Origin of the sequence: Micrococcus sp. KRD077, assembly GCF_017168505.1 — a bacterium.
GTDB classification, from domain to species: domain Bacteria; phylum Actinomycetota; class Actinomycetes; order Actinomycetales; family Micrococcaceae; genus Micrococcus; species Micrococcus luteus.
Genome location: NZ_JABFAZ010000031.1, coordinates 9581 through 36183, shown reverse-complemented (window position 1 = coordinate 36183; position 26603 = coordinate 9581). Strand labels below are relative to the sequence as shown.

At 71.8% G+C, this 26603-nt stretch carries 25 protein-coding genes and 1 pseudogene; 14 read left to right on the top strand and 12 right to left on the bottom strand.

Annotation, left to right across the window (positions count from 1 at the left end; genetic code table 11):
- Positions 1–47 precede the first annotated feature (47 nt).
- Positions 48–770, bottom strand: coding sequence for an MIP/aquaporin family protein (locus J1M39_RS07765; RefSeq protein ID WP_010079813.1), 723 nt, complete (start codon positions 768–770; stop codon positions 48–50).
- Positions 748–2523 (bottom strand): glycerol-3-phosphate dehydrogenase/oxidase, encoded by a 1776-nt coding sequence (locus tag J1M39_RS07760; protein WP_135019599.1) that lies wholly within the window; start codon positions 2521–2523, stop codon positions 748–750. The genes J1M39_RS07765 and J1M39_RS07760 overlap by 23 nt, the downstream gene beginning before the upstream one ends.
- A 292-nt stretch (positions 2524–2815) precedes the next feature.
- On the opposite strand from J1M39_RS07760, the gene J1M39_RS07755 reads away from it, so the two are divergent.
- Positions 2816–3265, top strand: a complete 450-nt coding sequence (locus tag J1M39_RS07755) for a hypothetical protein (RefSeq protein WP_043275869.1) — start codon at positions 2816–2818, stop codon at positions 3263–3265.
- 65 nt (positions 3266–3330) lie between these two features.
- Here the strand turns inward: J1M39_RS07755 and J1M39_RS12550 are convergent, their stop codons facing one another.
- Positions 3331–4473 carry a GNAT family N-acetyltransferase gene (locus J1M39_RS12550; RefSeq protein WP_020621625.1) on the bottom strand — a complete coding sequence of 381 codons (1143 nt, stop codon included), beginning with the start codon at positions 4471–4473 and terminating at the stop codon, positions 3331–3333.
- Between the two features lie 110 nt (positions 4474–4583).
- On the opposite strand from J1M39_RS12550, the pseudogene J1M39_RS07745 reads away from it, so the two are divergent.
- Together J1M39_RS07745 and J1M39_RS07740 are read left to right on the top strand one after the other, a co-directional pair.
- Positions 4584–4931 (top strand): annotated as a pseudogene (locus tag J1M39_RS07745) (GNAT family N-acetyltransferase); the annotation flags it as partial.
- Positions 4928–6148 carry a Fic family protein gene (locus tag J1M39_RS07740; protein WP_144819794.1) on the top strand — a complete coding sequence of 407 codons (1221 nt, stop codon included), beginning with the start codon at positions 4928–4930 and terminating at the stop codon, positions 6146–6148. The pseudogene J1M39_RS07745 and the gene J1M39_RS07740, both read left to right, overlap by 4 nt.
- A gap of 29 nt (positions 6149–6177) precedes the next feature.
- Here J1M39_RS07740 and J1M39_RS07735 read toward each other — a convergent pair whose 3' ends face one another.
- A complete protein-coding gene (locus tag J1M39_RS07735; protein ID WP_236649631.1) occupies positions 6178–6357 on the bottom strand; it encodes a hypothetical protein in 180 nt (59 codons plus the stop codon).
- Positions 6358–6551: 194 nt separating this feature from the next.
- Between J1M39_RS07735 and J1M39_RS07730 the strand changes: the two genes are divergently transcribed.
- The 4 genes from J1M39_RS07730 to J1M39_RS07715 all read left to right on the top strand — a co-directional run bounded on the left by J1M39_RS07730 (position 6552) and on the right by J1M39_RS07715 (position 9279).
- Complete coding sequence (locus J1M39_RS07730; protein WP_041104849.1) at positions 6552–7259, top strand: GntR family transcriptional regulator; 708 nt, start codon at positions 6552–6554, stop codon at positions 7257–7259.
- Positions 7256–7618, top strand: a complete 363-nt coding sequence (locus tag J1M39_RS07725) for a CidA/LrgA family protein (protein WP_158184739.1) — start codon at positions 7256–7258, stop codon at positions 7616–7618. The genes J1M39_RS07730 and J1M39_RS07725 overlap by 4 nt, the downstream gene beginning before the upstream one ends.
- On the top strand, positions 7615–8349 hold the full coding sequence (locus J1M39_RS07720) for an LrgB family protein (protein ID WP_036315548.1): 735 nt from the start codon (positions 7615–7617) through the stop codon (positions 8347–8349). The genes J1M39_RS07725 and J1M39_RS07720 overlap by 4 nt, the downstream gene beginning before the upstream one ends.
- 177 nt (positions 8350–8526) lie before the next feature.
- Positions 8527–9279 (top strand): metal-dependent hydrolase, encoded by a 753-nt coding sequence (locus J1M39_RS07715; RefSeq protein ID WP_063189458.1) that lies wholly within the window; start codon positions 8527–8529, stop codon positions 9277–9279.
- Positions 9280–9461: 182 nt separating this feature from the next.
- Here the strand turns inward: J1M39_RS07715 and J1M39_RS07710 are convergent, their stop codons facing one another.
- Positions 9462–10964: an AMP-binding protein gene (locus J1M39_RS07710; protein WP_145951255.1), complete on the bottom strand. Its 1503-nt coding sequence runs from the start codon at positions 10962–10964 to the stop codon at positions 9462–9464.
- 265 nt (positions 10965–11229) lie between these two features.
- Here J1M39_RS07710 and J1M39_RS07705 point away from each other — a divergent pair, with 265 nt between their 5' ends.
- On the top strand, positions 11230–12291 hold the full coding sequence (locus J1M39_RS07705) for a zinc-binding dehydrogenase (protein ID WP_145951254.1): 1062 nt from the start codon (positions 11230–11232) through the stop codon (positions 12289–12291).
- A 44-nt stretch (positions 12292–12335) separates the two neighbouring features.
- On the opposite strand, the gene J1M39_RS07700 is transcribed toward J1M39_RS07705, so the two are convergent.
- Together J1M39_RS07700 and J1M39_RS07695 are read right to left on the bottom strand one after the other, a co-directional pair.
- A complete protein-coding gene (locus J1M39_RS07700; protein WP_002855519.1) occupies positions 12336–12563 on the bottom strand; it encodes a sulfurtransferase TusA family protein in 228 nt (75 codons plus the stop codon).
- Positions 12564–12615: 52 nt separating this feature from the next.
- The gene (locus J1M39_RS07695) at positions 12616–13743 is read right to left on the bottom strand and encodes a YeeE/YedE family protein (RefSeq protein ID WP_036315575.1); all 1128 of its coding nucleotides are present in this window, start codon (positions 13741–13743) and stop codon (positions 12616–12618) included.
- 129 nt (positions 13744–13872) lie between these two features.
- Between J1M39_RS07695 and J1M39_RS07690 the strand changes: the two genes are divergently transcribed.
- The 5 genes from J1M39_RS07690 to J1M39_RS07670 all read left to right on the top strand — a co-directional run bounded on the left by J1M39_RS07690 (position 13873) and on the right by J1M39_RS07670 (position 18644).
- On the top strand, positions 13873–14667 hold the full coding sequence (locus tag J1M39_RS07690) for a MerR family transcriptional regulator (RefSeq protein ID WP_260844557.1): 795 nt from the start codon (positions 13873–13875) through the stop codon (positions 14665–14667).
- A gap of 199 nt (positions 14668–14866) precedes the next feature.
- On the top strand, positions 14867–16411 hold the full coding sequence (locus tag J1M39_RS07685) for an alanine/glycine:cation symporter family protein (protein ID WP_145951253.1): 1545 nt from the start codon (positions 14867–14869) through the stop codon (positions 16409–16411).
- A gap of 98 nt (positions 16412–16509) precedes the next feature.
- Positions 16510–17100: a DinB family protein gene (locus J1M39_RS07680; protein WP_010079843.1), complete on the top strand. Its 591-nt coding sequence runs from the start codon at positions 16510–16512 to the stop codon at positions 17098–17100.
- Between the two features lie 11 nt (positions 17101–17111).
- A complete protein-coding gene (locus J1M39_RS07675) occupies positions 17112–17639 on the top strand; it encodes a hypothetical protein (protein ID WP_036315583.1) in 528 nt (175 codons plus the stop codon).
- Between the two features lie 174 nt (positions 17640–17813).
- Complete coding sequence (locus J1M39_RS07670; protein WP_020627045.1) at positions 17814–18644, top strand: alpha/beta fold hydrolase; 831 nt, start codon at positions 17814–17816, stop codon at positions 18642–18644.
- A 7-nt stretch (positions 18645–18651) separates the two neighbouring features.
- Here the strand turns inward: J1M39_RS07670 and J1M39_RS07665 are convergent, their stop codons facing one another.
- Positions 18652–19389 carry a Pr6Pr family membrane protein gene (locus tag J1M39_RS07665; protein WP_020627044.1) on the bottom strand — a complete coding sequence of 246 codons (738 nt, stop codon included), beginning with the start codon at positions 19387–19389 and terminating at the stop codon, positions 18652–18654.
- A gap of 104 nt (positions 19390–19493) precedes the next feature.
- On the opposite strand from J1M39_RS07665, the gene J1M39_RS07660 reads away from it, so the two are divergent.
- The gene (locus tag J1M39_RS07660) at positions 19494–19943 is read left to right on the top strand and encodes an SRPBCC family protein (protein ID WP_020627043.1); all 450 of its coding nucleotides are present in this window, start codon (positions 19494–19496) and stop codon (positions 19941–19943) included.
- A gap of 45 nt (positions 19944–19988) precedes the next feature.
- Here the strand turns inward: J1M39_RS07660 and J1M39_RS07655 are convergent, their stop codons facing one another.
- From J1M39_RS07655 to dnaB, 4 genes are all read right to left on the bottom strand, one after another.
- The gene (locus tag J1M39_RS07655) at positions 19989–21692 is read right to left on the bottom strand and encodes an ATP-binding cassette domain-containing protein (RefSeq protein ID WP_206496647.1); all 1704 of its coding nucleotides are present in this window, start codon (positions 21690–21692) and stop codon (positions 19989–19991) included.
- A 360-nt stretch (positions 21693–22052) separates the two neighbouring features.
- Positions 22053–22892 (bottom strand): GIY-YIG nuclease family protein, encoded by an 840-nt coding sequence (locus J1M39_RS07650; RefSeq protein WP_123243981.1) that lies wholly within the window; start codon positions 22890–22892, stop codon positions 22053–22055.
- 105 nt (positions 22893–22997) lie between these two features.
- A complete protein-coding gene (locus tag J1M39_RS07645) occupies positions 22998–24443 on the bottom strand; it encodes a hypothetical protein (protein WP_148042376.1) in 1446 nt (481 codons plus the stop codon).
- Between the two features lie 23 nt (positions 24444–24466).
- The gene (gene dnaB, locus J1M39_RS07640; RefSeq protein WP_446740325.1) at positions 24467–25855 is read right to left on the bottom strand and encodes a replicative DNA helicase; all 1389 of its coding nucleotides are present in this window, start codon (positions 25853–25855) and stop codon (positions 24467–24469) included.
- Between the last annotated feature and the right edge of the window lie 748 nt (positions 25856–26603).

The following is a 26603-nucleotide window of genomic DNA, read 5'->3' as shown; positions in this document are numbered from 1 at the left end:
CGTTCCCGCAGGGGAACGTGCCCGCCGGGGTTGGACGGGCAGACCGCTCAGACGAACAGAGGCGCGGCGAGGCCGGCCAGGACGGCGCCGACGAGCGGGCCGACGATCGGCACCCAGGCGTAGCCCCAGTCCGAGCCGCCCTTGTGCCGGATCGGCGCGACGGCGTGGAACAGGCGGGGGCCCAGGTCGCGCGCCGGGTTGATGGCGTACCCCGTGGGGCCGCCCAGGCTCGCGCCGATCGCGACGACGAGCAGGGCCACCGCGAGCGGGCCGAGCCCGGAGGGGGTGGAGCCGAAGAGCAGGATCACGAACACCAGGACGAACGTGGCGATCACCTCGGTGACCATGTTCCACAGCGGGTTGCGGATCTCGGGACCTGTGGCGAACGTGCCCAGGATCGCGCCCTGGTCCGTCTCCGCCTGGTAGTGGTCGCGGTAGGCCAGCCAGGCCAGGGCCGCGCCGAGGAAGGCGCCGATCAGCTGCGCCGCGAAGTACGCGAGCGTGGTGCCGAGGGTCACGGCGATGCCGGGGGCGTACTCCTCGGCGCCGCTGACGAGCAGGCCGACGGTCACGGCGGGGTTCAGGTGCGCACCGGTCGCGGCAGCGACGTAGACGCCCGCGAAGACGCCCAGCCCCCAGCCGAAGCTGATGAGCAGCCAGCCTCCGCCGTTGCCCTTGGTCTTCGTCAGGACGACGTTGGCGACGACGCCGACGCCGAGCAGGAGGAGGATGGCCGTGCCGGCGATCTCATGCAGGAAGATCGTGCCCATGGACGGGCTCCTTTCCGTGGACGGGGGCGGCGTCGGCAGCTGCGAGCGCGGCGGCGGCGGTGACGTCGTCGTGGGCGGTCTCGCCGCGGAGGCGGGCGGCGACGAGGTCCTTGTACGCCCGGATCTCACCGGCGATGCGCTCTTCATCCCAGCCCAGCTCGGGGGCCACGAGGGACGCGATCTCCTCGGCCGCCGCGACGCCGCGGTCGCGGACCTCGGTGGACAGGCGCGTGCGGCGCTCGATGACGTCGTCCAGGTGGACGACGCCCTCGGCTCGGGCCGCGTAGACGATCTCGGCGCGCAGGTAGCGCGGCGCCTCGGCGAGAGGGACGCTCAGGGACGGGTCGCCGTCGATCAGGTCGAGCACATGGCGCAGGACGGTGCCGTAACGGAACAGGAGCCGGTCCACGCGGGCCTCGTCCAGGCCGTAGTCGGCGGCGATGCGGTCCGCCTCCGCCTCGATCTCCGAGTAGCCGAGGCCGCCGAGCACGGGGATGCGCTCGGTGAGGCTGGGACGGGTCGGGTGGGTCTCGCGCACCACGAAGTCCACGACGTCCTCGGCCATGGCCCGGTACGTGGTCCACTTGCCGCCGGCCACGGCGGTGAGGCCGGGGGCCACCTCGGTGACGGTGTGCTCACGGGAGATCTTGGTGGAGCCGCCGTCGGATCCGGTGACCGGCTGCAGGAGCGGGCGCAGGCCGGCGTACGTGGCGATCACGTCGTCACGCGTGAGGTCCTCCTTCAGCACCGCGTTGGCGTGCTCGAGGATGTAGCCGATGTCGTCCGCGGTGGTGGCCGGATGGGCCACGTCCTCCGCCCACGGGGTGTCCGTGGTGCCGATCACCCAGTACTCGTCCCACGGGATGAGGAACAGCACGGACTTCTCCGTCTTGGTGATCACGCCGGTGGCGGCGTCGGCGCGGATGCGGTCGCGCGGGACGGTGATGTGGGCGCCCTTGGAGGCGAGCACCTCGAGGCCGCCGTCGGCCCCGGCCAGCTCCTGCTGCTCCTGGGTCCACACGCCCCCGGCCAGGATGACGGCGCGCGCGTGCACGTCGAACTCCTCGCCGGAGGTCTCCTCGCGGACACGCACGCCCTGCACACGGCCGTCGTCGCCGCGCAGGTAGCCGGTGACGGCGGTGTAGTTGGCGGCCACGGCGCCGTGGTCCACGGCGGATCGCACGAGCATCATGGCCAGGCGGGCGTCGTCGAACTGGGCGTCGGCGTACTCCACCGCGCCGACGATCTTCTCGTCGTCGAGGGAGGGGAAGGTCGCGGCCATGGAGCGGCGGCTGAGATGGCGGTGCGCGCCCATCGCGCGGCGGCGGCCGAGCGACTGCATGGCGTCGTACATGGTGACGCCGGCGCCGATGAAGCCGCGGTCGATCACCTTGTGGAAGAACGGGAAGACGAAGCGCAGGGGACGCACCAGGTGGGGCGCGGTCTGGGTGAGCAGCAGGTCGCGCTCCCGCAGCGCCTCGTACACCAGCTTGACGTCCAGCATCTCGAGGTAGCGCAGGCCACCGTGCATGAGGCGGGAGGAGCGGGACGAGGTCCCGGAGGCCCAGTCGCGGGCCTCGACGATGCCCACGTCGAGGCCGCGGGTGGCCGCGTCGAACGCGGCGCCCACGCCGGTGGAGCCGCCGCCCACGACCAGGATGTCGAGGGGGGCCTCCGGGCTGGTGGCCCGGAGGCGGGCGAGGTGGTCCTCCCGCGTGGCGGCGGAGAGGGGGACGGTTCGCAGGGTCGGCATGGGGGGTTGCTCCTTTATCAGTGGAAGCACAGTGTAGTGGCGTGGCTCACGATACCCAGTATCAGCACGAGCCGAGGTCCATGATGTCACTCCCGGGCCGCGGGTATGCACGCGTCGGGTACGGTCTCGCGGAACCCGAGCCGCTCGAACAGCGGCACGTCGGCGCGCGTGGAGGTGGCCCGTCTCGCACGGTCCCCGGACTGTGGCACCTCACCCTGTTCCGCTGGAACGAGGGCGGAGCGCCTCGGGTGACGCGTGCCCTCGGGTGAGGCCCCGCCCCTACACTCCGACCATGGACATCACCGTCGGCGCCGTCGGCCGCGCCTCGCTCTCGGACTGGGAGCAGGAATGCTGCGGTGACTCGATCGCCGTGGGGGAAGTCCACGAGCTGATCCTGCTGCCCTCCCGGGGAGTGAGTCAGGCTGGGCCCCTGGCCTCTGCAGGCTGGGTCGTCACCCATCACGACGACGGCAGCCCCGCCGGGTCGATCCCGTTGCGTCGTGTGCGGGCCGTGGTGAGGGCGGCACACGAGGTGTGGCCCTCGGGGCGGCTCGCCGAGATCGACCGCGTCCCCGGCCACGCTGACCTGACGATCCTTGAGCCAGAGGAGGCCACCGGCCTCGGCTTGGGGGAGGTCGTCTACGTCGGCGCCTACGAGCCGGTGCTCCCCGAGACTCCCCGCCCTGACGAGTGGCTTCTCGACCTGGAGATCCTCGAGGACCTCGGTCCGCACACCTGGTGAGCCTCGCGAGTCCACCCCCTCACGGTCTCGAGCTGCATGGGGTGAGCGTAGAAGTCCGTTCGTCGTCATAGATGGCCCCTCACCCCCCGGTCGCTCGCGAGCATCGCGTAGACGAGGGTGTCCGTCCACTCGCCCTTGCTCCACAGGTCCTGCCGGTGGTGTGCCTCTCGACGCATCCCGAGCATCTCGGCCAGTCGGGCGGACGCCGTGTTGCGGGCATCCATCTGTGCCACTACCCGGTGCAGGCCAGACGTCTCGAACCCCAGGTCCAGCAGCGCAGCCGCGGCCTCCCGGGCGAAGCCTTGACCGGCATGTCGCGGATCCAGTGCCCAGCCGATCTCCGCGACACCGCGCTCGCGGTCCGTCAGCCACAGGATCACGTCACCCACGGGGACGCCCGCGTGCTCCACCACCAGGGACGCCGCCCCGGACGGGCCGCCGAGGTCGTCCCACGTGATCCGCTTGGCCAGCTTCGCCCGCGCGGTCGCCTCGTCCCAGGGCTCGTCCAGCAGGTGGCGCACCACCTCGGGCTGCGTGTACATCTCCTGCAACCAGCCGAAGTCGTCCTCCCGGTGCGGCCGCAGCGTCAGCCGCGCGGTGGGCAACGGCCAGTCAGGGGCGCGGCCGCCCGCAGCCGCGCCCTCCTTGCGCCCCGCCGGAGGCGGGGCGTCGACGTCGGCGGGGACCGGCGTCGTCGTGCCGGACGCCCAGTCCTGGCGCAACATTGCGTAGGCCACGGACGCGAACGGCTCGCCGCCGTCCACGGGCCAGCCGCGCCGGTAGTGCGCCTCCTTGACCCAGCCGGCCCGGCGGAAGGTGCGCAGCATGGGGACGTTGTCCTCGCGGGTCTGGCCCTCGAAGCGGTCCACCGCGGGCATCGTCTCGAAGACGCGCCGGGTGAGCGCGGTGAGGATCTGCGCGCCGAGCCCGCGCCCGCGGAACCGCTCCGCCACGCGCAGGTCGAACAAGGGGGTGGGGTCCGTGAGGTCCTCCAGGCGCACCACGCCGACGCGGCCGTGCTCGGGATGCTCGATCCAGAAGGTGCGGTGGTCCTCATCCTCCCAGGCGCCGCCATCGACGGCCTTCTCCGCCTCCGGCCGGGTGACGCGCGGGCGCGTGTGGAACGGCCACGCGTTCTCGGTGAGCAGGGCGACGAGCGCGTCCCGGTCGGCGCCTGCCGGGTCGAGCGGAGTGAAGGTGACGTCCATGGGGCCGAGAGTAGGGGAGGGGACGTCACCGCCGCCCGTTGCCGTGACCCCATGGCCACGCCCCTCCTCGACCTCGCGGCGCACCGCGCGAGGAAGCCCGGGACGCGCAGGCCGAGATCGGCTGGACCATAGCCCCGGCCCACGCCGGCCGGGGCCACGCCACCGAGCTGGCCTGTGCCCTGCTGGACCTCGCCTTCGCGGGCCTCGGCGTCCGACCCGTGGAGGCTCACGCCTTCGCGGACAACGCGCCCATCCCGCGCGTGATGGAGAAGGTCGGCCTGCGCCACGAGGGCACCTTCAAGGAGGAGTCACTGCACCGCACCCGCGGCTGGGTGGACGGCGTCACTTACGCGATGCTCGCCTCGGAGCATCGGGCCCGGGGCCGACGGCTTTCCACCTCACGACGCCCAGAAGTACGCAACGCTCTAGACATAACGTTGCGTAAGGTTGTGGCATGAGCAACGATCCGCGCCCGACCCCGTGGGCCGTCGGCTGGGAACAGCGCCCCTGGACCGCGGACCCGCATGACGCCGGGCTGCGCTCCCGCCGCGCTCGCGTGCGTGCAGCAGGCCCATATCGAGCCGCGCTCCCGGCCCGCATCGCCCGACTCGGGCTCGACCTGCCCTCCGATCTGGCGACCGAGGTCGAGGAGGCGACGGCCGCCGTCGTGCGCTTCGACGCCGAGATCAGCCACGCCCTCCCGGGGTTCACCGGCGAGATCGCCCCGATTGACGCGGTGCTCCTGCGCACTGAGTCCGCGTCCTCCTCGCAGATCGAGCACATCTCCGCGGGCGCGCGAGCCCTCGCCCTGGCGACTCTCGGCGAACGCACCCGCCCGAACGCAGCGCTCGTGGCGGCGAACGTGAGGGCCATGGGCGCTGCTTCCCGGCTGGCCGCCGACCTGGATGAGCCTGCCCTGCTGGCCGCCCATCGTGCCCTCATGGACGGTCAGGAGCATGCCCGGCCGGGCGCCTACCGCGATGCGCAGGGGTGGATCGGGGGCGGGGCGCCCACGCCGCACACGGCGCAGTTCGTCCCGCCCCACCCGGAGCGCCTGCGTGCCGGGATGGACGATCTCTTCGCCTATCTGCGCCGCACGGACGTACCCGCCCTCGTGCAGGCCGCCATCGCGCACGCTCAGTTCGAGACCATCCACCCGTTCGCGGATGGCAACGGCCGCACCGGGCGCGTCCTCGTGCACGCCGTGTTGCATCGGGCCGGCGCGATCACCCGTATGGGGGTGCCCCTCTCCGCGGGACTCCTCACGGACACGGCCGGATACTTCGACGCCCTCACCGCCTACCGCGACGGCGACCCCGCGCCCATCGTGCGCCGCTTCGCGCAGGCCGCCCTGGCCGCCGTCGGCAACGGCCGAGAGCTCGTCGCGGACCTGGACGAGGCCCTGACCGGCTGGCGCGAGCGGCTCACCGCCCGGCGGGACGCGGCGGTCTGGCGGGCGCTCGCGGTGATCATCGCGCAACCGGCCGTGACCGTGGACCATCTGGCCCAGGCGCTGGGTGTCTCGCGCCCGGCCGCCCAGCGGGCCGTGGACCAGCTTGTCGAGGCCGGCGCTCTGCAGGCCGCGTCCGCTCAGCGTCGGAACCGGGTGTGGCTGGCCACCGAGGTGCTCGCCTGTCTGGACGAGTTCGCCGCGCGTGCGGGCCGGCGGGGTTGACCGGGTGTGGACTACCGGGCTGACCAGCCTCATGCCGCGTGTAGTGTCCCGGCCATCCGGGCGGGCGTCGGGTTGCGGGCGTCCATCTGCGCCACCACCCGGTGCAGGCCGTACGTCTCGAACCCCAGGTCCAGCTGGGACACCGATCCGGCAGGGCCGGCGAGGCCGTCCTCCCGGTGCGGGCGCAGCGTCAGCCGCGCGGTGCGCAACGGCCAGTCAGGGGCGGGGCCGCCCGCAACCGCGCCCTCCCCGCGCACCCCTGACCGGCACAGAACTCGGCTGACAGCCGCTCCGCAGGCCCGCTTCGACAGGTGCCGGCACCTTGTACCCCTCCCCACCCGGACCTCTTCCGAGTCCGACACAATGCATACATCCATGCATGCATCTGATTATTCTGGCCCGCATGACTCCACTCTCCGACCCCTTATGGGGCAGTCGTGCCACGGCTGCCGGCCGCCTGGCCCACGACGTCGCCTGGCGCATCGTCCGCGGTGAGATCGCCGCGGGGGAGATGCTCACCGAGGTCCAGCTCTCCACGGAGGCCGGCATCTCCCGGACGCCGGCCCGGGAGGCCCTCCTCCAGCTCGAGCGCTGGGGCCTGGTGCGGCTCCTCCCCAAGAAGGGCGCGGCCGTGCAGGCCCTCACGCCGCAGAGCGTGGCCGACCTCACGGCCCTGCGCGGCCTCCTCGAGTCCACCGCCCTCGCCACGGTCGCCGCGCGGCCCGACGCCGTCGGGCCCCTCGTCGCCACGCTCACCGCCAACCTGGAGCAGCAGCGCGCCGCCCTGGACGCCGGCGACCTCGCGGCGTTCTCCGCGCTGGACGTGCGCTTCCACCGGGACGTGATCGCCACGTGCGGCAACGCCGCCTTCGACGAGGTCGTGCGCACCTTCGCCCCCCGCCTGGCCCGCCTCATCCACGCCGCCACCGGCGGATCCGTCGACGCCGCCCGCCGCCTCCTCGATGGGCACGCCGAGATCTGCGCTCAGCTGGCCGCCGGGCGCGCCGCAGACGCCCAGCGCGCCCTGCAGGCGCACCTCGACGCCGCGGGGAGCGGCGTCGTCCCCGGCCTGCCGCCCGTGGGCCCGTCCGAGGCAGGTGAACCCCGATGATCGAGGGCCTGCTGATCCTGCTGATCTGCCAGCTGGCGGGCACGCTCGTGGCCGACACGCTGCACCTGCCGATCCCCGGGGCCGTGCTGGGCATGCTCCTGCTGCTCGGCCTGCTCGCGTGGCGCCGGCCGGCCGAGGACGCGCCGGTGATGACGGCGAGCCATCACCTGCTCCAGCACCTGCCGCTGCTGTTCGTCCCGGCGGGCGTCGGCGTCGTCGCGGTGCTGGGCCTCATCGAGGAACACCGGGCGCTGATGCTGGTCGGCTTCGTGGTGCCCTGGCTGCTGGGGCTGGTGGTCACCGCCGGCGTCGCCGCCCCGCTCGCCCGCCGCCTCACGGACAAGGAGGACGCACAGTGAACGCCGCCGAACTGACCGACTCCCTCGCCGAGGCCTGGGACGCGCTCCTGCACACACCGCTGTTCGGCATCGCGCTGACCCTCGCCGTTGCTGTGCTCTCCCGCCGCCTGTGGCTCGCCGCCCGGCAGACCGCCCTGCTCACGCCCGTGCTCGTGACGATCGTGCTGGTGGCCGCGTTCCTGGCCCTGACCGGCATCGACTACGAGACCTACATGATCGGCGGCAGCTACCTCACCTTCCTGCTGGGCCCCGCCACCGTGGCCCTCGCCGTCCCCCTGTACCGGGCCGGCCCTGACATCCGGAAGCTGCTGCTGCCGGTCGCCGTCGGGGTCACCGTCGGCTCGCTGACCGCCATGGTGAGCGCCGTGCTGATCGTGCGGGCAATGGGCGGGGACGCCGCGCTGGCCGCCACGTTCGCCCCCAAGTCCGCGACGACGCCGATCGCCATGGCGGTGGCCGACGCCGGCGGCGGGATCGTCTCCCTCGCCGCCGTGCTCCCCGTGCTCACCGGCGTGCTCGGCGCCGTGCTGGCCCCCTGGGTGCTCGACCGGCTGCGCGTGCGCGACCCCCGCGTGCGCGGCCTGGCCATCGGCGTGAGCTCCCACGGCATCGGCACCGCCCGCGCCCTCGCCGAAGGCCCGAAGACCGGTGCGTTCTCCGCCCTCGCCATGGCCTGCTCCGGTGTGCTCACCGCCCTGCTGGCCCCGCTGGTGCTGGCGATGACGGGGTGAGGGGCCGGGCGGCCGCCCCCGGCCGGGCAGCCGCCTCGACCCGCTCCAGCCGCGGCGGCGTCCTTACCGTGTCCGCCCCGCCTGCCACCCTGGTCCTCTTCCTTCCCCGCGGGCCGCCCGCCGGCCCGCACAGGCGCGGTGACGCGGCCCGGTCCTGCGAACGAGAGGACCTCACCCATGATGGGCCCGTCCCACGCGGCCACCGGCGCCGCGGCCTGGCTGGCGCTCACGCACTGGCAGTCGCCGATCGCCGTGCTGCACCTGCCCGCCGAACTCCAGCTGCTCGGCGCCGTGACCACCGCCGGCGCGGCCATGATCAGCGACTGGGACCACCCTCGCGCCACCGTCGTCCACGCCCTGCCGCCCCTGACCGAGTGGCTGAGTCGCGGCATCCGCCACGTGGCCGGCGGGCATCGGCGCGGCACACACTCGCTGGTGGGGATCGCGGCGTTCACCGCCATCGCGACGGCGGCCGCCTCCATCCAGGTGCCGATCGCGGGGCACGTCTACACGCCGGGTCAGGGGGTCATCGCCGCGTTCCTGGCGGCCGTGGCCGCCAAGGCCCTCCGACTGCTCCCGAACCGGGGATGGAGGGCCGCGTGGGCGCTCGGCATCCTGGTCGCGGTGTCGGCGACCGTCCTCAGCGACGGGCTGTGGTGGATCCCCGCCTCCGTGGCCGTCGGCGTGAGCGTGCACATCCTCGGCGACGCCCTCACCAACAACGGGGTGGCCCTGCTCTGGCCGCTCAGCCCGGAGCCCCCCGCACGCCTGTGGTGGTGGCAGTCCTCCGGACGGTTCCGGCTCCCCCTTCTCGGCCGGACCGGGTCCTGGCGGGAGTGGGCGCTCGTCTCGGTGGTCACCGCGTTCACTGTGGTGCGGGCCGTGCGGCTCCTCCCGCTCGCCGCGCGGGGGGTGGCGGCACTGTTCTGAGCGGCGGCACCCGGCCACGGCCTCGAGCAGCTCGTCCGACCCGGGGTCGCAGGCGTCGCATCCGCAGTCCGGCAGCAGCGCGTGCACCTGCCCCGGGGCGCCGACCGCCACCCGGCGCGACGGCGGCGCCCGCCTCCGCGAGCACCTCGGCCCACACGCGGGCCCGGGCGGTCATCCCGAGCTCACTCCGTCGGCGTCAGTTCCCGCTTGAGGATCTTGCCGGTGGCGGTCTTGGGCAGCCCGTCCCGCACGGTCACGGTGCGCGGGTACTTGTAGGGCGCCACCTGGGACTTGACGTGCTGGATCAGCTCCTCCTCCGTGGCGTGCGCACCGGGGGCGAGCACCACGTGCGCGGCGACCTCCTGACCGAGCTCCGGGTGGGGCACCCCCACCACGGCGGCCTCCGCGACGGCCGGGTGCTCGTAGAGCACCTCCTCGATCTCGCGCGGGTACACGTTGAGCCCGCCGCGCAGGATCATGTCCTTCGTGCGGTCCACGATGTAGTAGTTGCCCGCGGCATCGCGCCGGGCGAGATCGCCGGAGCGGAACCAGCCGTCCTCGGTGATGGCCTGGGCGGTGGCCTCCGGCTTGCCCCAGTAGCCCTTCATCACGTTCTCCCCGCGGATCCACACCTCGCCCAGGGTCTCCTCGTCGCCCTCGGGCACGACGGCTCCGTCCGGCGTCACCAGCTGCATCTCGCACCCGCGGACGGCGCGTCCGATCGAGCCCGGCTGATGCGCCTCACCCGGATGGTTGAAGCACGCGACCGGGGAGGTCTCGGACAGGCCGTAGCCCTCGAGGATCTCGCAGTCGAAGGTGGCCTCGAAGCGGCGCAGCAGCTCCACGGGCAGGGCCGATCCGCCGGAGACGCCCAGGCGCAGGCTGGCCAGGTCCTCCGGATGGTCCTTGGCCGCGGCCAGCACGGCCCCGTACATGGTGGGCACGCCGATGAACACGTCCACCGCGCGCTCCCGGACGGTCTGCGCGGCCACGGCGGGATCGAAGCGGGGGATCAACGCCAGGCTGGCGCCCATCGTCACGGGCGCCATGAGCGCGCACGTGAGGCCGAAGACGTGGAACAGCGGCAGGCAGCCGAGCACGGTCTCCCCGTGCTGGAGCTGGATCAGCGTCTCCGCCGCGGTGTCCGCGTTGGTGCCCATGTTCCGGTGGGTCAGCTGGGCCCCCTTGGGGCGGCCGGTGGTGCCGGAGGTGTAGAGGATGACGGCGTCGTCCTCGAGGTCCCGCTCGACGGTCTCGGTCACCGGGCCGGGGCTCGCCGCGAGGTGCGGGGCGAGGCCGTCCTCGCCGAGGGTGCGCAGCGGCACACCGCGCTCGCGGGCGCCCTCCATGGCTTCCTCGGACGGCACGGACCACAGCATCGACGCGCCCGAGTCCTCCAGGTAGTACTCGATCTCGCGGCGCTTGAACAGCGGGTTCATGGGGACGACGACGGCGCCCAGCTGCAGGGCCGCGAAGAACACCACCGGGAACGCCGGGATGTTCGGCACCATGAGCGCCACGCGGTCCCCGGGGCCGATGCCCTCCTGCCGCATGAGCCCGGCCAGACGCTGGGACTGGTCATGCAGCTCCGCGTACGTCATGCGGTTCTCGCCGAGGACCAGGGCGGTGGAGTTCGGGTGCTCGGCGGCGGTGCGCTCGAGGCGGGCGGGCAGGGTAAGGGTCACGACGGGCCTCCGAGGGGAGTCGGATGTGATGGGAACCACAGCGTAACGCCCGGCGGCGCTCGTTCGCTGTGAGCCGAGCGGGGTGTGTCGGCCGACCTCACGCCAGCGACATCACCGCGGTTCTGCCCGGCGGTGATGTCGCTGGCGCGCGGTCATCCACCGGCCCCGCCTGCGACGCCGATGTGTCGTCTCCACGGCCCAGGGGCGCAAGACTGGTCCCCGCACACCGCCGCCCGGACCGCCGGGCCAGACCGGAGGACAGACCATGACCGCACAGATCCCCGTCACCCCTGCCATCCCCGCGACGATGAAGGCCGTCGTCATGCGCGCGCCGGGTGACGTCGTCGTGGAGGAGGTGGACACCCCGCGCGTCGCCCAGCCCACGGACGTGGTCCTGAAGCTGGCCGCCGCGTGCGTGTGCGGCTCGGACCTGTGGCCCTACCGCGGCCACAACGACGTCGACCACCGGCGCATGGGCCACGAGTACGTCGGCACGATCGTGGAGAAGGGCGAGGACGTCGCCACCCTCGAGGTCGGCGACTTCGTGATCGGCTCCTTCATGCTCTCGGACAACACGTGCGAGATCTGCCAGGCCGGCTACCAGTCCCGCTGCGTCAACGCCGGCGAGTACACGGGCAGTCAGGCGCAGTACATGCGCGTCGAGCTCGCCGACGGCTCCCTCGTGAAGGTGCCCGGGGGTGAGCCCTCGGACCCGGACCGCCTGGCCGACTACCTCGCCGCCTCGGATGTGCTCGGCACCGGCTGGTACGCCGCCGTCGCCGCGCAGGCCGGCCCCGGCAAGACCATCGCCGTGGTCGGCGACGGCGCCGTCGGCCTGTGCGCCGTCCTGGCCGCCAAGACCCTCGGCGCGGAGCAGGTCATCGTGTTCTCCCGCCATGAGGATCGGGCCGCGCTCGCCCGGGAGTTCGGCGCGGACGTCGTGATCGCCGAGCGCGGCGAGGAGGGCGCCGCCCAGGTGCGCGAGCTCACCGGCGGCTACGGCGCGCACGGGGTGTGCGAGGCCGTCGGCACGCAGGGCTCGATGGACCAGGCCCTAGCCTCGGTGCGCCCCGGCGGGTACCTCGGGTTCGTGGGCGTCTCCCACGACCAGACCCTCGACGGCTCCGACCTCTTCGGCCGGCAGATCCACCTCGAGGGCGGCCCCGCCCCCGTCCGCCGCTTCCTGCCCGAGCTGATCGAGCGCATCCAGTCCGGGGAGATCCAGCCCGGCCGCGTGTTCACCGCGCGCATGCCGCTCGACGACGCCGCCGAGGCGTATCGGGCCATGGACGAGCGCCGCGAGATCAAGGTGCTGCTGGAGGTCTGAGGCCCTCCGCGGCGGGCGGAGGTGCCGAGAGGCTCCGCCGCCCCTCAGCCCTTCTTCACGGTGATCGTCCACTCTGCGGCGCCGCGCTTCACGAAGTCGGTGACTTCGTGGCCGTTCTCCGCGGCCCAGCGGGGCAGGGAGTCGGTGGCCTGGGTGCAGTCGAAGTCGATCACGAGCTCGTCCCCGGAGGGGATCTGCTGCATCGCCTGGTTGGCCTCCACGAGCGGGAAGGGGCAGACCTGGCCGTCGGTCTCGAGCAGGTGCTTCGCCATGGTGTTCTCTCCTTGGTGTCGGTGGTCAGAGGTCGTGCGCGGGCGGGCCGGCTCAGCCGATCGGCGTGAGCTTCACGGGGCGGGCCGTCCCGGCGTTCGCCGCCGCGCCCTCGGCCGAGGCGAGGCCGGAGCCGGGGGCGGGGACCGGCGTCGTGCCCTTGCCGCGGTGGTTGAGGATGAAGAGCTTGGCCGCCAGGCCGGTGCCGAGCACCATGAACACGAGCGCGGTCCAGCCCTGGAAGCTGAAGGTCGCGGTGTTCACCATCGCGTTGCCGATGGTGCAGCCGCCGGCCCACGCCGCGCCCCAGCCCATGCCGAGGCCGCCGATGATCGAGCGGACGGTGGTCTGCGCGTCGGGCACGCGGACGCGGAACTCGCCGGAGGCCTTCGCGGCGATGAACGAGCCGATCAGCAGGCCCGTCACCATCAGCACGCCCCAGTCCACGAGCTCGAGTTCGCCCGTGCCGAGGAACGCGCCGATGTTCGCGGACGGGCCGGTGATGCCCAGGCCGGACTCACGGCCGGTCGCCCAGGAGAGCGGCCACGCGAGGATCGCCAGCACGCCGATGATCGCCGCGGTGACGAACGGGTGCCACGCCTTCTCGGTGAGCACGTGCGCGAGGCCGGTCTTGGCAGCGGGCAGGCGGAAGCGGGTCATGGCCGCCTCGCGACGCAGGTGATGACGCACGGCCAGGCCGACGCCGGCCACGAGCAGCGCCACGAACACCCACGGGGACAGTCCCGTGAGCTGCTGGAACGAGCCCGTCTGCGTCTCCACGGAGCGGACGGCCTCGGTGGTGCCGGCCAGCGGTCCCTTGCGGAACGCGGTGGCGCCCACGATGTAGAAGATCAGTGCGAACCACGAGCCCACGAGGCCCTCGCCCGCGCGGTAGTACGTGCCGGTGGCGCAGCCGCCCGCGAGCACGATCGAGAAGCCGAAGATCAGGCCGCCGATGATCGTGCCCAGCCACGGGAACGTCTCCGCCTCCAGGGTGATCACGCCCAGGGCGTCGAGGGCGAACACGCCCACCGACTGGACGGCCACGATCACCATGAACGCGGTGAGCCATCGGGTGGACCGGATAGTGAACAGGTCGCGGAAAGCGCCCGTGACGCAGAAGCGTCCGCGCTGGAACACGAAGCCCAGGACGAGGCCGAGGAGCAGGCCGGTGATGATCATGCGGGCTATCAAACAGGGTGAGCGGGGTGCCGCGCGCCCGGCAGGACACGCGAGGTCACACACGTGAGCCGGACGAGGCGGGGGCGAGGCGGGGGGCTGCGGTTTGTGGGCCGGGGGTGAGGCGGGGGAGTGCGGTGCCGAGCATGCCGCGGCCTGCTGGCCCCCGTCGACGTCGACCCGCACTCCGGCTACCGCCGCTACGCGCCCGCCCAGGTCCGCCCCGCCGCACAGATCCGCGTGCTGCGCACCGCCGGGCTCACCGTCGAGGACGTCCGCGCAGCCCTCGACGCACCCGATCGGCTCCCGGCCCTTCTCGCCGAGAGCGTCGAGACGCTGCGCCGTCGTCGCGACCTAGAGGACCGCGCGCTCGCGCTCGCGGACGCGCAGCTCGCCGCCGATCCCGACGCCGTCCCGGCCGGCCGAGAGCGCGAGGCGCCGGCAACCGCCTGGGTCGGCGTGGCCACCGAGATCGAGGTCGGACCGAACCTGGACGCGGACACGGCGAACGGCGAGGCGGACGAGCAGATCGCGGCGCTCGGCCGCGCCGTCGGTGAGGCGGGACTGCGGCCGTCCGGCCCGCCGTGGACCGCCATGCGCCCCGGTCGGGGCGGGGGGAACGCCGTGGAGCTGGTCCTGGCCCTACCTGTGGAAGGAGCACCGCCATCGTCGTTCCAGGTGCCCGGCCACCGCACCGTCACGGGCCTCCTGCCGCGCCGCGTCGAGCGGTACGTCGAGGTCCTCGCGGACGCGGACCAGCCCGACCTGCTCGAGGACGCCCCCGGCGGTCCGCTCCCGCACCCCGCCATGCTGGACCTCCTCGACGCGTTCGACGGCGGCGATGAAGGGGAGCTGCGCCAGGTCCTCGTCGACCCGGCGGCCGGCCACGTGGATATCACCGTCACGGTGCGGAAGCTCGATGAGTGAGGAGCGGGCCCCTGCACTTTGGGGCCGAATCCGGCGCATACACCCCTGAATCAGACGCGGGACGGTCGCTTTCGGCCCACAAAGTGAAGGAGCCGGACGAGGCGGGGGCGAGGCGGGGGCTCCGCGACGCCTGAGACCTCCCGCCCCGGGCGGGCGTGTGATGGGATGCACGGATCGTCTGTCGACCCGGGGGGAACCCATGGAGCAGTTCATCACCGCCGCGAACGGGATCTTGTGGAGCCTCCCCATGGTCTTCGGACTGCTGGCCCTCGGCCTGTACTTCACCATCCGGATGGCGGCGCCGCAGGTGCGCCTCATCAAGGACATGGTGGGGCAGCTGGTGGGCGGCGGGTCCTCGTCGGCGGGCATCAGCTCCTTCCAGGCGTTCGCCATGGCCCTGGGCGGCCGCATCGGCGTCGGCAACATCGCGGGCGTCGCGGCCGCGATCTACCTGGGCGGCCCGGGCGCGCTGTTCTGGATGTGGGTGACGGCGATCCTCGGCGCCCCCGTGGCGCTCGTGGAGAGCTCGCTCGCACAGCTCTACAAGCACAAGGTCCGCGGCGAGTACCGCGGCGGGCCCGCGTACTACATCCTCGAGGGGCTCGGCCGGAACTGGCGGTGGCTGGCGGTCGCGTACGCCGCGGCCACCGTGTTCGCGACGGTCTTCACCGGCCCGCAGATCCAGGCCAACGCCGTCACCGCCGCCACGACCGAGGCGTGGGGCTGGGACCCGCTGTGGGTGGGTCTCGGGATGGCCGTGCTGTTCTGCGTGATCGTGTTCGGCGGCATGCACCGCCTGGGCCGCACGGTGGGCCTCGTGGTCCCGTTCATGGCCGGCGCGTACATCCTGGTGGGGCTGCTCGTCGTCGGACTCATGTGGCAGCAGGTCCCCGCGATGTTCGGGCTGATCTTCTCCAGCGCGCTGGGCCTGGACTCCGTCTACGCCGGCATGCTCGGCGCCGCCATCGCGTGGGGCGTGCGCCGCGCCGTGTACTCCACCGAGATCGGCACCGGCTCGGGCGCCCAGGCCTCCGCCGCCGCCCACGTCTCCCACCCGGTGAAGCAGGGCCTGGCCCAGGCGTTCTCCGCCTATGTGGACACCCTGTTCGTGTGCACCATGACCGGCCTGGTGATCCTGTCCACCAACAGCTTCAACGTGCTCGGCACGGGTGAGGGCCCCCCGATCGTGGAGCATCTGCCCGGCGTCGAGGAGGGCCCGGCCTGGGTGCAGATCGGCATCGACGTCGTCCTGCCGTCCTTCGGTCCGTCCTTCGTGGCCGTGGCGGTGTTCCTGTTCGCCTTCACCACGCTGCTGTCCTTCGCGTTCTACGCCGAGACGAACCTCGCGTACCTGATCCCGAACAAGAAGGCGCAGCGCATCTGCATCGCGGCCGCCCGCCTGCTGCTGGCCGCCTCCATGGTCATCGGCTCCGTGCAGACCTCCGCGTTCGTGTGGTCCCTTGCGGACTTCGGTGTGGGCCTGTACACGTGGGTGAACACCCTCGCGCTCGTGCTCCTGAGCCCCGTGGCCATCCGCCTGCTCAAGGACTACGACCGCCAGCGCCGCGCCGGCCAGGACCCCGTCCTGGACCCGGCCGCCATCGGCGTCCGCAACGCCCACCTGTGGGAACAGATCCACGCCGCCTACGAGCGCACCGGGGACGTGGACGAGGCCATGGACCACGTCGCGGACACCGCCCCGGACACCCGGGCCATCACCGTGGTCCCGCGCCGGGAGGGCTGAGGACCGACGACGGCGGCCCGGGGCGCCGGACGTCCGCGACGACGTCGGGCCACGGGCCAGGGCCGTCCGCGCGGCCTGAATCCCGGCAGGCTCACCCCATGGACCACAAGGAGATCCTCCATCAGGGGCTGCGCCGGCAGCGCGACGCCCTCTTCGCGAAGCTGGACGGCCTGCCCGAGCGGGAGGTCCGCCTGCCCCGCACCCCCACCGGCACCAACCTGCTGGGCCTGCTCAAGCACGCGGCCACGTGCGAGCTCGAGTACTTCGGCGAGGTCTTCGGCCGCCCCGCCGGCATCCCCCTGCCCTGGGACGCGCCGGGGGTGGGCGAGGAGGACGGCGCGGACCTGTTCGCCGCCGAGGACGAGACCCTCGAGGACGTCCTCGACTACGCGCGGCGATGCTTCGCGCACGCGGACGCGACCATCGAGGCCCTCGTCCTCGACGCGCGGGGGCGGGTCCCCTGGTGGCCCGCGCACCTGGCCGAGGTGACTCTGGCGCAGATCCTCTCCCACGTGGCCCTCGACGCGGCCCGCCATGCCGGCCACGCCGACATCCTGCGCGAGGGGATCGACGGGCAGGCCGGCCTGCGCGGCCCCGGGGACAACCTGCCCGGCTGGGACGCCGAGCGGTGGGCCGCGCACGTGCGGCGGCTCGAGGGGATCGCCCGGGGTGCGGGCCCGGTGCGCTAGCGTCCGCGGTGATGACTCCCCGCTCGCTCGCCGGTCTGGCCCTCACCGTCGCCGCCCTGATGTCCGCCTTCGTGCTGATGGCGCCGACGGCGCCGGGGCTGTTCGTCGGCGTGCTCACGGTGGGGACCTTCGGGTTCGGCCCGTTCTACGGGGAGCCCTCGCGGCAGCTCGTGGACCGGCCGTGGAGGCGGGACACGCGCTGGCGCGATCTCGCCCGCCGGGTCCGCACCGACTGGCTCTCCCGGCAGCTGGGCGCCGTCGGCTGGAACGCGGCCATCAGCCGCCGCATCACCGGCCGGGCCGACCTGCGGCGCATCCGCACCGCCGCCGTGGGCTCCCTCGTCAGCCACGCCGCCTCCGCGGGTCTGCACGCGGTGGCGGGCGTGGCGCTGGCGGCCGTCGGGCATCCGGTCTGGGGCGTGGTCGCGGTGGCCCTGGGGCTCGTGGTGCACGCCTGGCCGGCCCTGCTGCAGGTCTCCGTGCTCGGGCGCATCGACGGACTCCAGACGCAGATCCGCGGGGACCAGCTGCTCTGGTGACCGGCCGGCACCGGGCGGCCCGGCCGAGCACTTTGTGGGCCGAATCCGACGGATGAGCCCCTGAATCGGGCACGGGAGCGTCGCATTCGGCCCGCAAAGCGGTGGGGAGGGGGCAGCGGGGAGAGGGCGGCGAGGAGAGGGCGGCACCGCGCGCTCAGCCCTACGCTCGGACCCATGACCGAGCACACATCCGAGCACACCCCCGAGAACCCCCACGTCGTCCGCCGCGGCTCCGGCGTCCCGCTGATCGCGGTGCACGGCAACAGCGTGGACCACCGGCTGCTGCTGCCGCTCGACGACGCCCTCGCCGAGGCCGGGGAGGTCGAGCGGATCTACGTGGACCTGCCGGGCTTCGGCCGGACCTCGGCCCTCCAGGACGACGGCGGCCTCCCCGAGCTCGCCGCCTGGCTCGTGGACTGGATCCGCGCGGAGGTCGGCGAGCGGCCGTTCGCGGTGCTCGGCAACTCCCTCGGCGGCCTGCTCGCCCGGCACGTGGCGGCCGAGTTCGGCGCGCAGGTGTTGGGGCTGGGGCTGCTCGCGCCCGTCGTCGACCCGGACGAGGACCGGCGCACCCGCACCGACCTGGTGGTGCGCGAGCGCGACGACGCCTTCATGTCTACCCTCGACCCCGACGACGCCGCCCCGTTCCTCGAGATGTCCCCGCGGCTGACGCGGGACACGTGGGAGCGGTTCCGCGAGCACGCGCTGCCGGGCGTCCGCGCCGTGGACGAGGAGGCGCTGAAGCGCCTGTCCGCGCGCTACGTCCTGGACGCCGTGCCGGAGGAGGCCGCGCCGCCGTTCGAGGGGCCCGCCCTGATCCTCACCGGCCGGGAGGACCACCTCGTCGGCTACCGGGACCAGGCCGCGCTCCTGGAGCATTACCCGCGCGCCACCTACGCGGCGCTCGACGCCGCCGGCCACAACGTGCACCTGGACCAGCCGGAGGTCGCCGAGGCGCTCGTCCGCGCGTGGGCGGTGCAGGTGGGCCGCGCGGCGTCGGACTGAGGCGGGGTCAGGGGGAGGGACGGGCCTCCACCCGGGCCTCCGCCTCGGCGCCCGCCCCCACCCCGACGCCGGCCCGCGCCAGCAGGCCGTCGGCCACCCGCAGCAGGGCGGCGACCGCCACGAAGAACACGAGGATCGCCACCACGTAGACGGCGACGCCGTCGTAGCCCAGCCGCGGGACGTCCAGGATCGTGTACGGGTACCAGTCCAGCCACGGCCCGCGCAGCAGCGTGAACGCCAGCCAGGCGAGCGGGATGAGCGTGGACAACCACACCACCCGCCACGTGATCTGCCGCCGCGGCCCGAAGACCGCCCACAGCACCGGGGTGAGGATCGGCGTGACGATGTGCTGCAGGGTGTCGTTGAACCGCTCGACGGCGGTCATCGGGTCGGCGTCCCGCAGCAGCACGTTGAACACCACGCCCGTGATCACGATGCACACCACCCCCGTCACCCGCAGCACCCGGAACAGCGTGCCCGGCCGGTGCAGGCGCAGCGCCAGCAGCAGGGACGTCAGCCCCACCAGGAAGTTCGAGAGGAACGTGAAGTACGTGGGCTGGTTGAGCATGTGCTCCCAGCCGCCCTCGAGCACGCCCGCGTAGCCCGCGTCGGCCGGCAGGTCCGAGGACTTCCACGAGCCGATCCACAGTGAGAGCAGGTTGCCGCCCAGGGACAGGGCCGCGGCGACGGCGAAGGCAGGCCGCGCCGTCGTCGTCCAGCGGCCGGAGGGGGTGGGGAGGGTCATGCGCCCATCCTGCCGGAGCGCGACGCCGCCCCCGGTGCACTGGCCGAGCCGCTCGGGCCGGCGGGCGTGTCCCGGCCGGCGGTCCGGACCCTACGCTCGGCACCATGATCCGGACCCCCTGGACCCGCACCCCCGCCGGCGCGAGGCGCGCGCGCCGCCCCCGACAGTTCCGCCGCGTGACGACGACCGGGCCCGCCGCCGTGGACGTGGCCTGGGCCCGCTACGCCGACCTGCGCCTGTGGCCGCGGTGGGCTCCGCAGATCCGCGCCGTGGAGGCGCCACGGCGCCGGCTGCGGGCCGGGCTTCGCGGCGTGGTCCACGCGCCCCTGGGGCTGCGCGTCCCGTTCGTGGTCGAGGAGGTCGACGACGACGCCCGCACCTGGCGGTGGACGGTGCGGGTGGCCGGGACGGCGGTCTCCATGACGCACGATCTCACCGCCACCCCCCGCGGCACCCGGGCGGGGCTGACGGTCCACGGGCCCGCCGTCGTCGCCCTGGCCTACCGACTGCCGGCCCGCGTGGCGCTGCGGCGGCTGTGCCGGGCGCACCTCTGAGGGCGGACCGCCGGGCCGGGCCTGTGGCCAGGGGCCCCGCCCGCCTCACACCGCCGCGGCGTCGGTCCGCAGCTCGACGCGCGGCCAGTCGGCGAGGTCGGCGAGCATCTGCCGGTCGTGGGTCACCACGACGACGGCCTGCTCCGTGACCTGCAGGGCCTCGGTCATCTCGTCCACGAGCGCGGGGGAGAGGTGGTTCGTCGGCTCGTCCAGCAGCAGCACGTGGGGGCGCTCGATGAGCACCATCGCCAGGTGCAGACGGGCCTGCTGCCCCTGGGACAGGCGTCCGACCGGGGTGTCCGCGGCCTCGGCGGTGAGCAGCCCGAGCGAGGGCAGCGTGGGGGCCGGCAGGGGACGGCCCAGGTCGTCGACGCCGGCCTCGTCCGCGCCGACGCGGCGCACGTGCTCCTCGAACACGGCGGCGGCGGTGCGCTCCTCGTCCCACGCGGGGGTCTCCTGCGCCACGAGGCGCACGCGCACGTCGGCGCCCACGGTCACCAAGCCGCTCGTGGGCTCCAGGTCCCCGGCGAGCACGCGCAGCAGCGTGGACTTCCCGGCCCCGTTCGGGCCCGTCACCAGCACGCGGCCGCCCGGCACGAGGGCCGCGCCCATCGGCTGCTCGAGCCGCCCGGCCACGCGCACGGCGTCCGCGGTGAGCAGGACGTCGTCGCCCGCCGTGCCCGGCCCGCCCGCCGTGCCCGCCGCCGCGTCCGCGCCGTCCCGCGGGTCGCCGTCGGGCATGTCCGCGAACGGCCAGTCCAGGCGCAGGGGCGGCTCGGGCACGGTGATCCGGTGCGCCTCCAGCTCGTCGAAGCGCCGGTTGAACATCTGCACGATCCCCGCCGACCGGCTCGAGCGCTGGTGCTTGCCGGTGCCCTTCGGGGGCCGCCACGAGCCCTGCATCTGCTCCCGCGCGTCCTCCACGGCCAGCTCCAGCCGCTCGCGCTCGGCGTTCTGCTCGGCGTACTCCTGCTCCCAGGCGGCCCGGGCGCGGCGGCGCCCCTTCGCCCAGCCGGCGTACCCGCCGGAGTACCGCCGCGGCCGCCCGTCCTGGCTGGGATCCAGGTCCACGATGTCGGTGCACACGGCGCGCAGCAGGGCGCGGTCGTGGCTGACGACGGCGACCCCGCCCGGGTGCTCCACCAGCCGGCGGGTGAGGAAGTCCAGGGCGACGTCGTCCAGGTGGTTGGTCGGCTCGTCCAGCAGCAGCAGGTCCGGCCGGGAGCCGAGGGTGACGGCCAGGCGCACCCGGTGGCGCTGGCCGACCGAGAGCGATGTGAGGGGGCGCTCGCGGTCCGTGCACGCGTGCAGCCCCTCGAGGTCCATGTCCACGCGCCGGCCGGCGTCCCAGGCGTCGTAGAGGTGGGCCCGCTCCAGCGCGGTGGAGTACCGGTGTCCGGCGCCGGCGTCGTCGGGGGCCTCGGCCAGGGCGGCCGCGGCGGCGTCCAGGGCCTCGAGTGCGGCGTGCGGGCCCGTGAGGGCGTCGCGGACCAGGTCGCCCACCGTGCGGGAGCGCCCGTCGGCCCGCGCCCGCAGCGCCTGCGGGACGAACGCGAGCGTGCCCGCCCGCGTCACGCGGCCGACGTCGGGCGTGATCCGGCCCGTGAGCACGTGGAGCAGCGTGGTCTTGCCGCGCCCGTTCTCACCCACGATCCCGAGCCGCGAGCCGGCGTTGATCCGCACCGTGGCGTCCGTGAGCACGCGGTGCCCGCCGAGCGAGACGGTCAGGTGCCTGTCTCTTATACACACCTCCCATCACGGTGGCCAGCACCACCACCCAAACGGGCAAACCAGCTGGCCACCAGTGGGCAGTTCTGATGGCCACCAGCGGGAAGAAACACTGGCCGCCTATGGGCAGAACTCAATGGCCCTTGACACACACCCATCAGACCTGGCCCGCCCGCCTCGACGACGTCGGCCCGCGCGGCGACATCAATGCGGGCGGCTTGCGGATGCCCCGTGTGCTCGTGGGCAGTCACATTCGAGGAACTCAGCGATGGCTGCTGTGCCTGGATGGCGCACTTGCCCTCCTCCGCAAGGCTCGGCGCGGGCAATCCATCCCCCCTCCCGTCTGCCCTTCGCTCTCTCCCCCCGGACAACGACGTCCGTTCAGTTCCGGTTCAGTCCGAACCGGCGCGTCATCAGAGCCTCCTTGTAGTGCTTCTCCGCGGCGTCGATCTGGGCCTGCGGGGTATTGGAGCCGAACACGCGCAACAAGCTGAACATGTACCGCTCCGGCTGGTCGGGGTCGAGCTCCAGGGCATCCCGGAGGGCGACGTTTCCGCCATGCCCGTCACGGGCGTAGGCCTCCCACCGTCCGAGCACACCACGCTCACCGTCGGCCTTGCCGACGTAGCACCGGCCCGCGGTCTCGTCGGCGATCAGGTAGATCCCGCGTACGGCCTCCAGGGCGGTGCGCCAGCCTGCGTAGCGGGTCTCGGTCACCAGTGACTGCAGGTCCCCGTAGCTGAACAGCACGTGGTCGAAGCCGGGGAACGCCTCGGTGGTGGGATCGGCGATCTCGAGGACGGGAAAAGTGGCCGCAGCCACGCCGCGCTTGGCCCAGTTCACGGGGTCTGCGGACCACTCCACCACCAGGCGCTCCTCGAGGGACGCCAGCAGCGGCACCGGCACAACGTCGTAGTACCGGTACCGCTCCGTGCGCTCAGCCACGGCCTCCCCGCAGTTCTCGTACACGGCGGTGAGGCGAGAACGACGCCCGCCCTCCCCCATGAAGATGAGCCAGTGGCGGGCAGGCTCCTTCGGGAACTTCCCCACGTGGTGCTGCTCCCGCGTGTAGGCGAGCACGCGCTCCGGCGTGGCCGCCGCCCGCGATGGCAGCCCCGACGCCTTGTAGGTGTGGCGGATGGCCAGGACGTCGTGCGGGTCGAGGCCGGCGGCGGCGAGGACCGCACCGAGGGAGAAGACGAAGGGCTGGGTGGACTCCATGGGACCCCATTCTGCCGAGGACCCCTGATCACCCTTCCGCTGCGATGAGCCCTACGTGGAGCCTGCGCCCAACGCAACTAACGAACAATATTCATCCCACATAGTTCAAGGTTCCAGTGAATCAACTGCCGCAACGTTGCGGAGTTTAGCATGTTCCGAGAGGGCCTGGGGCGCGTGCCATTTAACATAAAATGCGAAGAACGGGTCGAGAATATAGACCGAGCTCGTGTTTCCCTTTTCCAGATATTCCAGAACGGGACGCTTCTTGGCGTTCGCAAACCGCAGGTTAGACCTTGAATCCGCATTTAGAGGGGAACTCGCCGGAGCGTGGTCCAGGGACGACAGCGAAATTGAGGTAGTCAGACCCTCCTCGACACCTTCGCTCAAATCGGTCTCATCCACGACCTCTGAGTCGCCAAACGCCATTTTAGAGATATTGGAGAGACCAGCAGAGACGTCACTGGACCGGGGGGCCTGACCGGCCACAAGCACCTGAATCTCTTCCATTAAGCGCGCACTTGTAAAAGTTAGGGGCGGAAGTACGGAATTAAATCCGGAGAGAATCACACCATACTTGTCGTGTCGCTGACCATTCACAAGGTCATATACGTTTCTCTTCTTGCCGCGCAGCTTTGGTCCTGCCAAGAACGTTTCGAACCATGCGGCCGACTCTTCAACATCGATCGCCGCCTCGAAAAATGTGCGCCACTGCTCCGGTGGAGTGAGTGCCACGGGGTGCTCCTGCTCCGTCCTGATTCCATTGAACTTGCACAGTTCGCGACAGAAAGTCTGCATTAGCTGGGGACTTCCAAATGAATTCTCAGCTAGAATACTTGAAACTTCCGGATCATCAATGATGTTAAGTTTCTCGAATCCAAGTGAGGCGATCTTCATCAACTCTTCAGTGGACCAGAAGTCAATTTTGATCGTGGCCAGCCTTCCATTCATATCCGACTCCGCTCGCACCGCGTCTCCAACGCGATGGAAGGTCGACATCAGAACAACTGGAACATCATTCATGACTAGAGGCTTCAGAAATCGAATAATTGCCGTCTGGACGGCTGGCTCGATGTAGTGAAAGTCATCTATCACGAGAACGTGACCAGAGACACGAAGCGCATCGGTTGCAACCTGACTTGCGGGGCGATTGACCGAAGCACTCTTCGAGTTTGTCGTGTTGAGACCAGTAACGTCTTTAGCGGCAAACTTTCCAGCCCCAAACAGATTCGCCTCGCCAGAAGTCTCATCGGTGGCAGTGTATTCGTCAGCGCCAGCCACTTCGATGGTCGTAAATTCGCCCGCGCGATCAACTACAAGTCTGTAAAAATCCTCAATCGACCCGACCAGCCCACCATCAATCCAAATACGATTTTGGACCAGACGGCTCACCAGAACAGTCTTACCCGTCTTTGTGGGGCCAGAGATGGCGAGAATAGCCCCAAGCTCATCAAGGTAATCTTTTAGTTGATCTTCAATCTTGGAATTTTCTCGGGGGTTGTAGGTGTACTTAGGCAATTTACCTGGCACAAATACGTCGCTGACTTTCAACATCTCAACCTCCGCATTGAATGGGGTTAAAACCCGCCAGAACCCCCGCCATCCTGTGCGAGGTTGCTGAAGCGACTGTAGTGCCCCTGGAACCCCACCACAATGGTCTTCGTCGGCCCGTTGCGGTGCTTGGCCACGATCAGGTCCGCCTCGCCGGCGCGCGGGGACTCCTTGTCGTATACGTCCTCGCGGTGCAGCAGGATCACCATGTCCGCGTCCTGCTCGATCGAGCCGGACTCACGCAGGTCGGACACCTGCGGCCGCTTGTCCGTGCGCTGCTCGGACCCACGGTTCAACTGGCTCAACGCGATCACCGGCACGTCGAGCTCCTTGGCCAGCAGCTTGAGGGCACGGGAGAACTCGGCTACCTCCTGCTGACGGGACTCGACCTTCTTGCCCGAGCTCATGAGCTGCAGGTAGTCGAGCACCACCATCTTGAGGTTGTTCTTCTGCTTGAGCCGCCGGCACTTGGCGCGGATCTCCATCATGGTCATGTTCGGGGAGTCGTCGATGAAGAACGGCGCCTCGTTCAGTCGCCCCACGGTTGCCGCGATCTTGGACCACTGGTCGTCCCGGATGGTGCCCTTGCGCAGGTCCTGCAGCGCGATCGTCGCCTCGGCGCTCAAGAGCCTCATGGCGATCTCGTTCTTGCCCATCTCGAGGCTGAAGAACACGGTGGCCATGTTGTGGTGGATGGCCGCGGCTCGCGCGAAGTCGAGCGCGAGCGTGGACTTGCCGACGGCGGGGCGCGCCGCGATCACGATCATCTGCCCGCCGTGCAGGCCCTGCGTCAGCTCGTCGAAGTCGTAGAAGTCGGTGGGGACGCCCGTCAGGCCCTCCCCCTGGTTGCCGGCCGCCTCGATCTCGTCGACGGCGTGCTCCATGATCTCCGCGAGGCGCACGTAGTCCTCGGACTGACGGTTCTCCGCCACCTTGTAGATCTCGGACTGCGCCTCGTTGACGATCTCCTCGACCTCGCCGTCGCCCTGATACCCCAGCTGGGTGATCTTGGTGCCGGCGGTCACGAGACGCCGCAGGACGGCTTTCTCCGCCACGATCTCCGCGTAGAAGCTCGCGTTGGCGGCGGTGGGCACGGACTGGATCAGCTCGTGCAGCACGGCGGGGCCGCCCACGCGGCTGAGCTCCTGGCGCTTGTTCAGCAGGTCCGCCACGGTGACGGCGTCCGCGGGCTCACCGCGGCCGTAGAGGTCGATGATCGCCTCGTAGATCATCTCGTGGCTGGGCCGGTAGAAGTCGTGGCCGCGCAGCAGCTCCACCACGTCCGCGATCGCGTCCTTGGAGAGCATCATGCCGCCCAGCACCGAGCGCTCCGCCTCCAGGTCCTGGGGCGGCAGGAAGCGTTCAGAGGAACGGCCGCCGTCGTAGGAGCCCGAGTCTCCGTAGTTCGCAGTCAACGTCCGGAGACTCCCTTCCCACAGCCCGCACGACGGCGGCCCTCGCCGGTCTTCCCGGCCCTGATTCCTCTGTTGTCACCGCCCGTGCCGCCGCACCCTCCTGCAGGCGGACGGTGCGACGGTCCCCGGGGCGACGGTCCGAGCGGATGCGCGCCTGTCAGTGGTCACCTGCGGCCAATACCCGCCCTCGCGTTGGGGATACCACGCGACACTACGCGCGCCGTGGAGGCTGGGCAACCGCGTTTCCCACAGGCCTTGTGGGCAACGTGTGGATTCGGCGGCGTGTCGTGTGGATCGCCTGGGGACCGCGCTGGGGACAACCGCTCGGCCAGTCCCAGAATCCGGCTCTGACCTGCGACGATGCGATCCCCAGAGCTGTGGAGGAAGATTCTCCACTCCCCTCTCGGCCCCATCGATCCAACTTGACAGCACCCCCGTTTGCGCCCTCATCACACCGCCTGGTACAGGCCTATCCACACCGTCGTCCACACCCTCCACATCTGTGGACAACTCCTGTGGACAAGGTGCCCGGATCTGGGGACGGCGAAGTTGACAGCCTCTGCCCGCGGCCCCGGGCCCTCCCGTGCCCACCTCTCCCGGCCGCCCCGGACCGCCCGGCACCGATGACTCACGCACGTCAGTGACCCGTCCCAGAGTCATTGGACGGAACGCGAGCACGGTGCTTGGGTGGAACCCGTCGCCGTGTCGTCCGCCACAGTGAGGAGTCCGCCGTGCCCCCGGCCACCAC

Excerpts from the sequence above, each read along its gene's own strand:
- J1M39_RS07705 (WP_145951254.1), top strand. The coding sequence starts at position 11,230 with ATGACCGCACAGATCCCCGTCACCCCTGCCATCCCCGCGACGATGAAG.
- J1M39_RS07665 (WP_020627044.1), bottom strand. The coding sequence starts at position 19,389 with ATGACCCTCCCCACCCCCTCCGGCCGCTGGACGACGACGGCGCGGCCT.
- J1M39_RS07695 (WP_036315575.1), bottom strand. The coding sequence starts at position 13,743 with ATGATCATCACCGGCCTGCTCCTCGGCCTCGTCCTGGGCTTCGTGTTC.
- J1M39_RS07685 (WP_145951253.1), top strand. The coding sequence starts at position 14,867 with ATGGAGCAGTTCATCACCGCCGCGAACGGGATCTTGTGGAGCCTCCCC.
- J1M39_RS07755 (WP_043275869.1), top strand. The coding sequence starts at position 2,816 with ATGGACATCACCGTCGGCGCCGTCGGCCGCGCCTCGCTCTCGGACTGG.
- J1M39_RS07670 (WP_020627045.1), top strand. The coding sequence starts at position 17,814 with ATGACCGAGCACACATCCGAGCACACCCCCGAGAACCCCCACGTCGTC.
- J1M39_RS12550 (WP_020621625.1), bottom strand. The coding sequence starts at position 4,473 with ATGGACGTCACCTTCACTCCGCTCGACCCGGCAGGCGCCGACCGGGAC.
- J1M39_RS07730 (WP_041104849.1), top strand. The coding sequence starts at position 6,552 with ATGACTCCACTCTCCGACCCCTTATGGGGCAGTCGTGCCACGGCTGCC.
- J1M39_RS07660 (WP_020627043.1), top strand. The coding sequence starts at position 19,494 with ATGATCCGGACCCCCTGGACCCGCACCCCCGCCGGCGCGAGGCGCGCG.
- J1M39_RS07650 (WP_123243981.1), bottom strand. The coding sequence starts at position 22,892 with ATGGAGTCCACCCAGCCCTTCGTCTTCTCCCTCGGTGCGGTCCTCGCC.
- J1M39_RS07765 (WP_010079813.1), bottom strand. The coding sequence starts at position 770 with ATGGGCACGATCTTCCTGCATGAGATCGCCGGCACGGCCATCCTCCTC.
- J1M39_RS07675 (WP_036315583.1), top strand. The coding sequence starts at position 17,112 with ATGACTCCCCGCTCGCTCGCCGGTCTGGCCCTCACCGTCGCCGCCCTG.
- J1M39_RS07715 (WP_063189458.1), top strand. The coding sequence starts at position 8,527 with ATGATGGGCCCGTCCCACGCGGCCACCGGCGCCGCGGCCTGGCTGGCG.
- J1M39_RS07680 (WP_010079843.1), top strand. The coding sequence starts at position 16,510 with ATGGACCACAAGGAGATCCTCCATCAGGGGCTGCGCCGGCAGCGCGAC.
- J1M39_RS07740 (WP_144819794.1), top strand. The coding sequence starts at position 4,928 with ATGAGCAACGATCCGCGCCCGACCCCGTGGGCCGTCGGCTGGGAACAG.
- J1M39_RS07700 (WP_002855519.1), bottom strand. The coding sequence starts at position 12,563 with ATGGCGAAGCACCTGCTCGAGACCGACGGCCAGGTCTGCCCCTTCCCG.
- J1M39_RS07725 (WP_158184739.1), top strand. The coding sequence starts at position 7,256 with ATGATCGAGGGCCTGCTGATCCTGCTGATCTGCCAGCTGGCGGGCACG.
- J1M39_RS07645 (WP_148042376.1), bottom strand. The coding sequence starts at position 24,443 with ATGTTGAAAGTCAGCGACGTATTTGTGCCAGGTAAATTGCCTAAGTAC.
- J1M39_RS07760 (WP_135019599.1), bottom strand. The coding sequence starts at position 2,523 with ATGCCGACCCTGCGAACCGTCCCCCTCTCCGCCGCCACGCGGGAGGAC.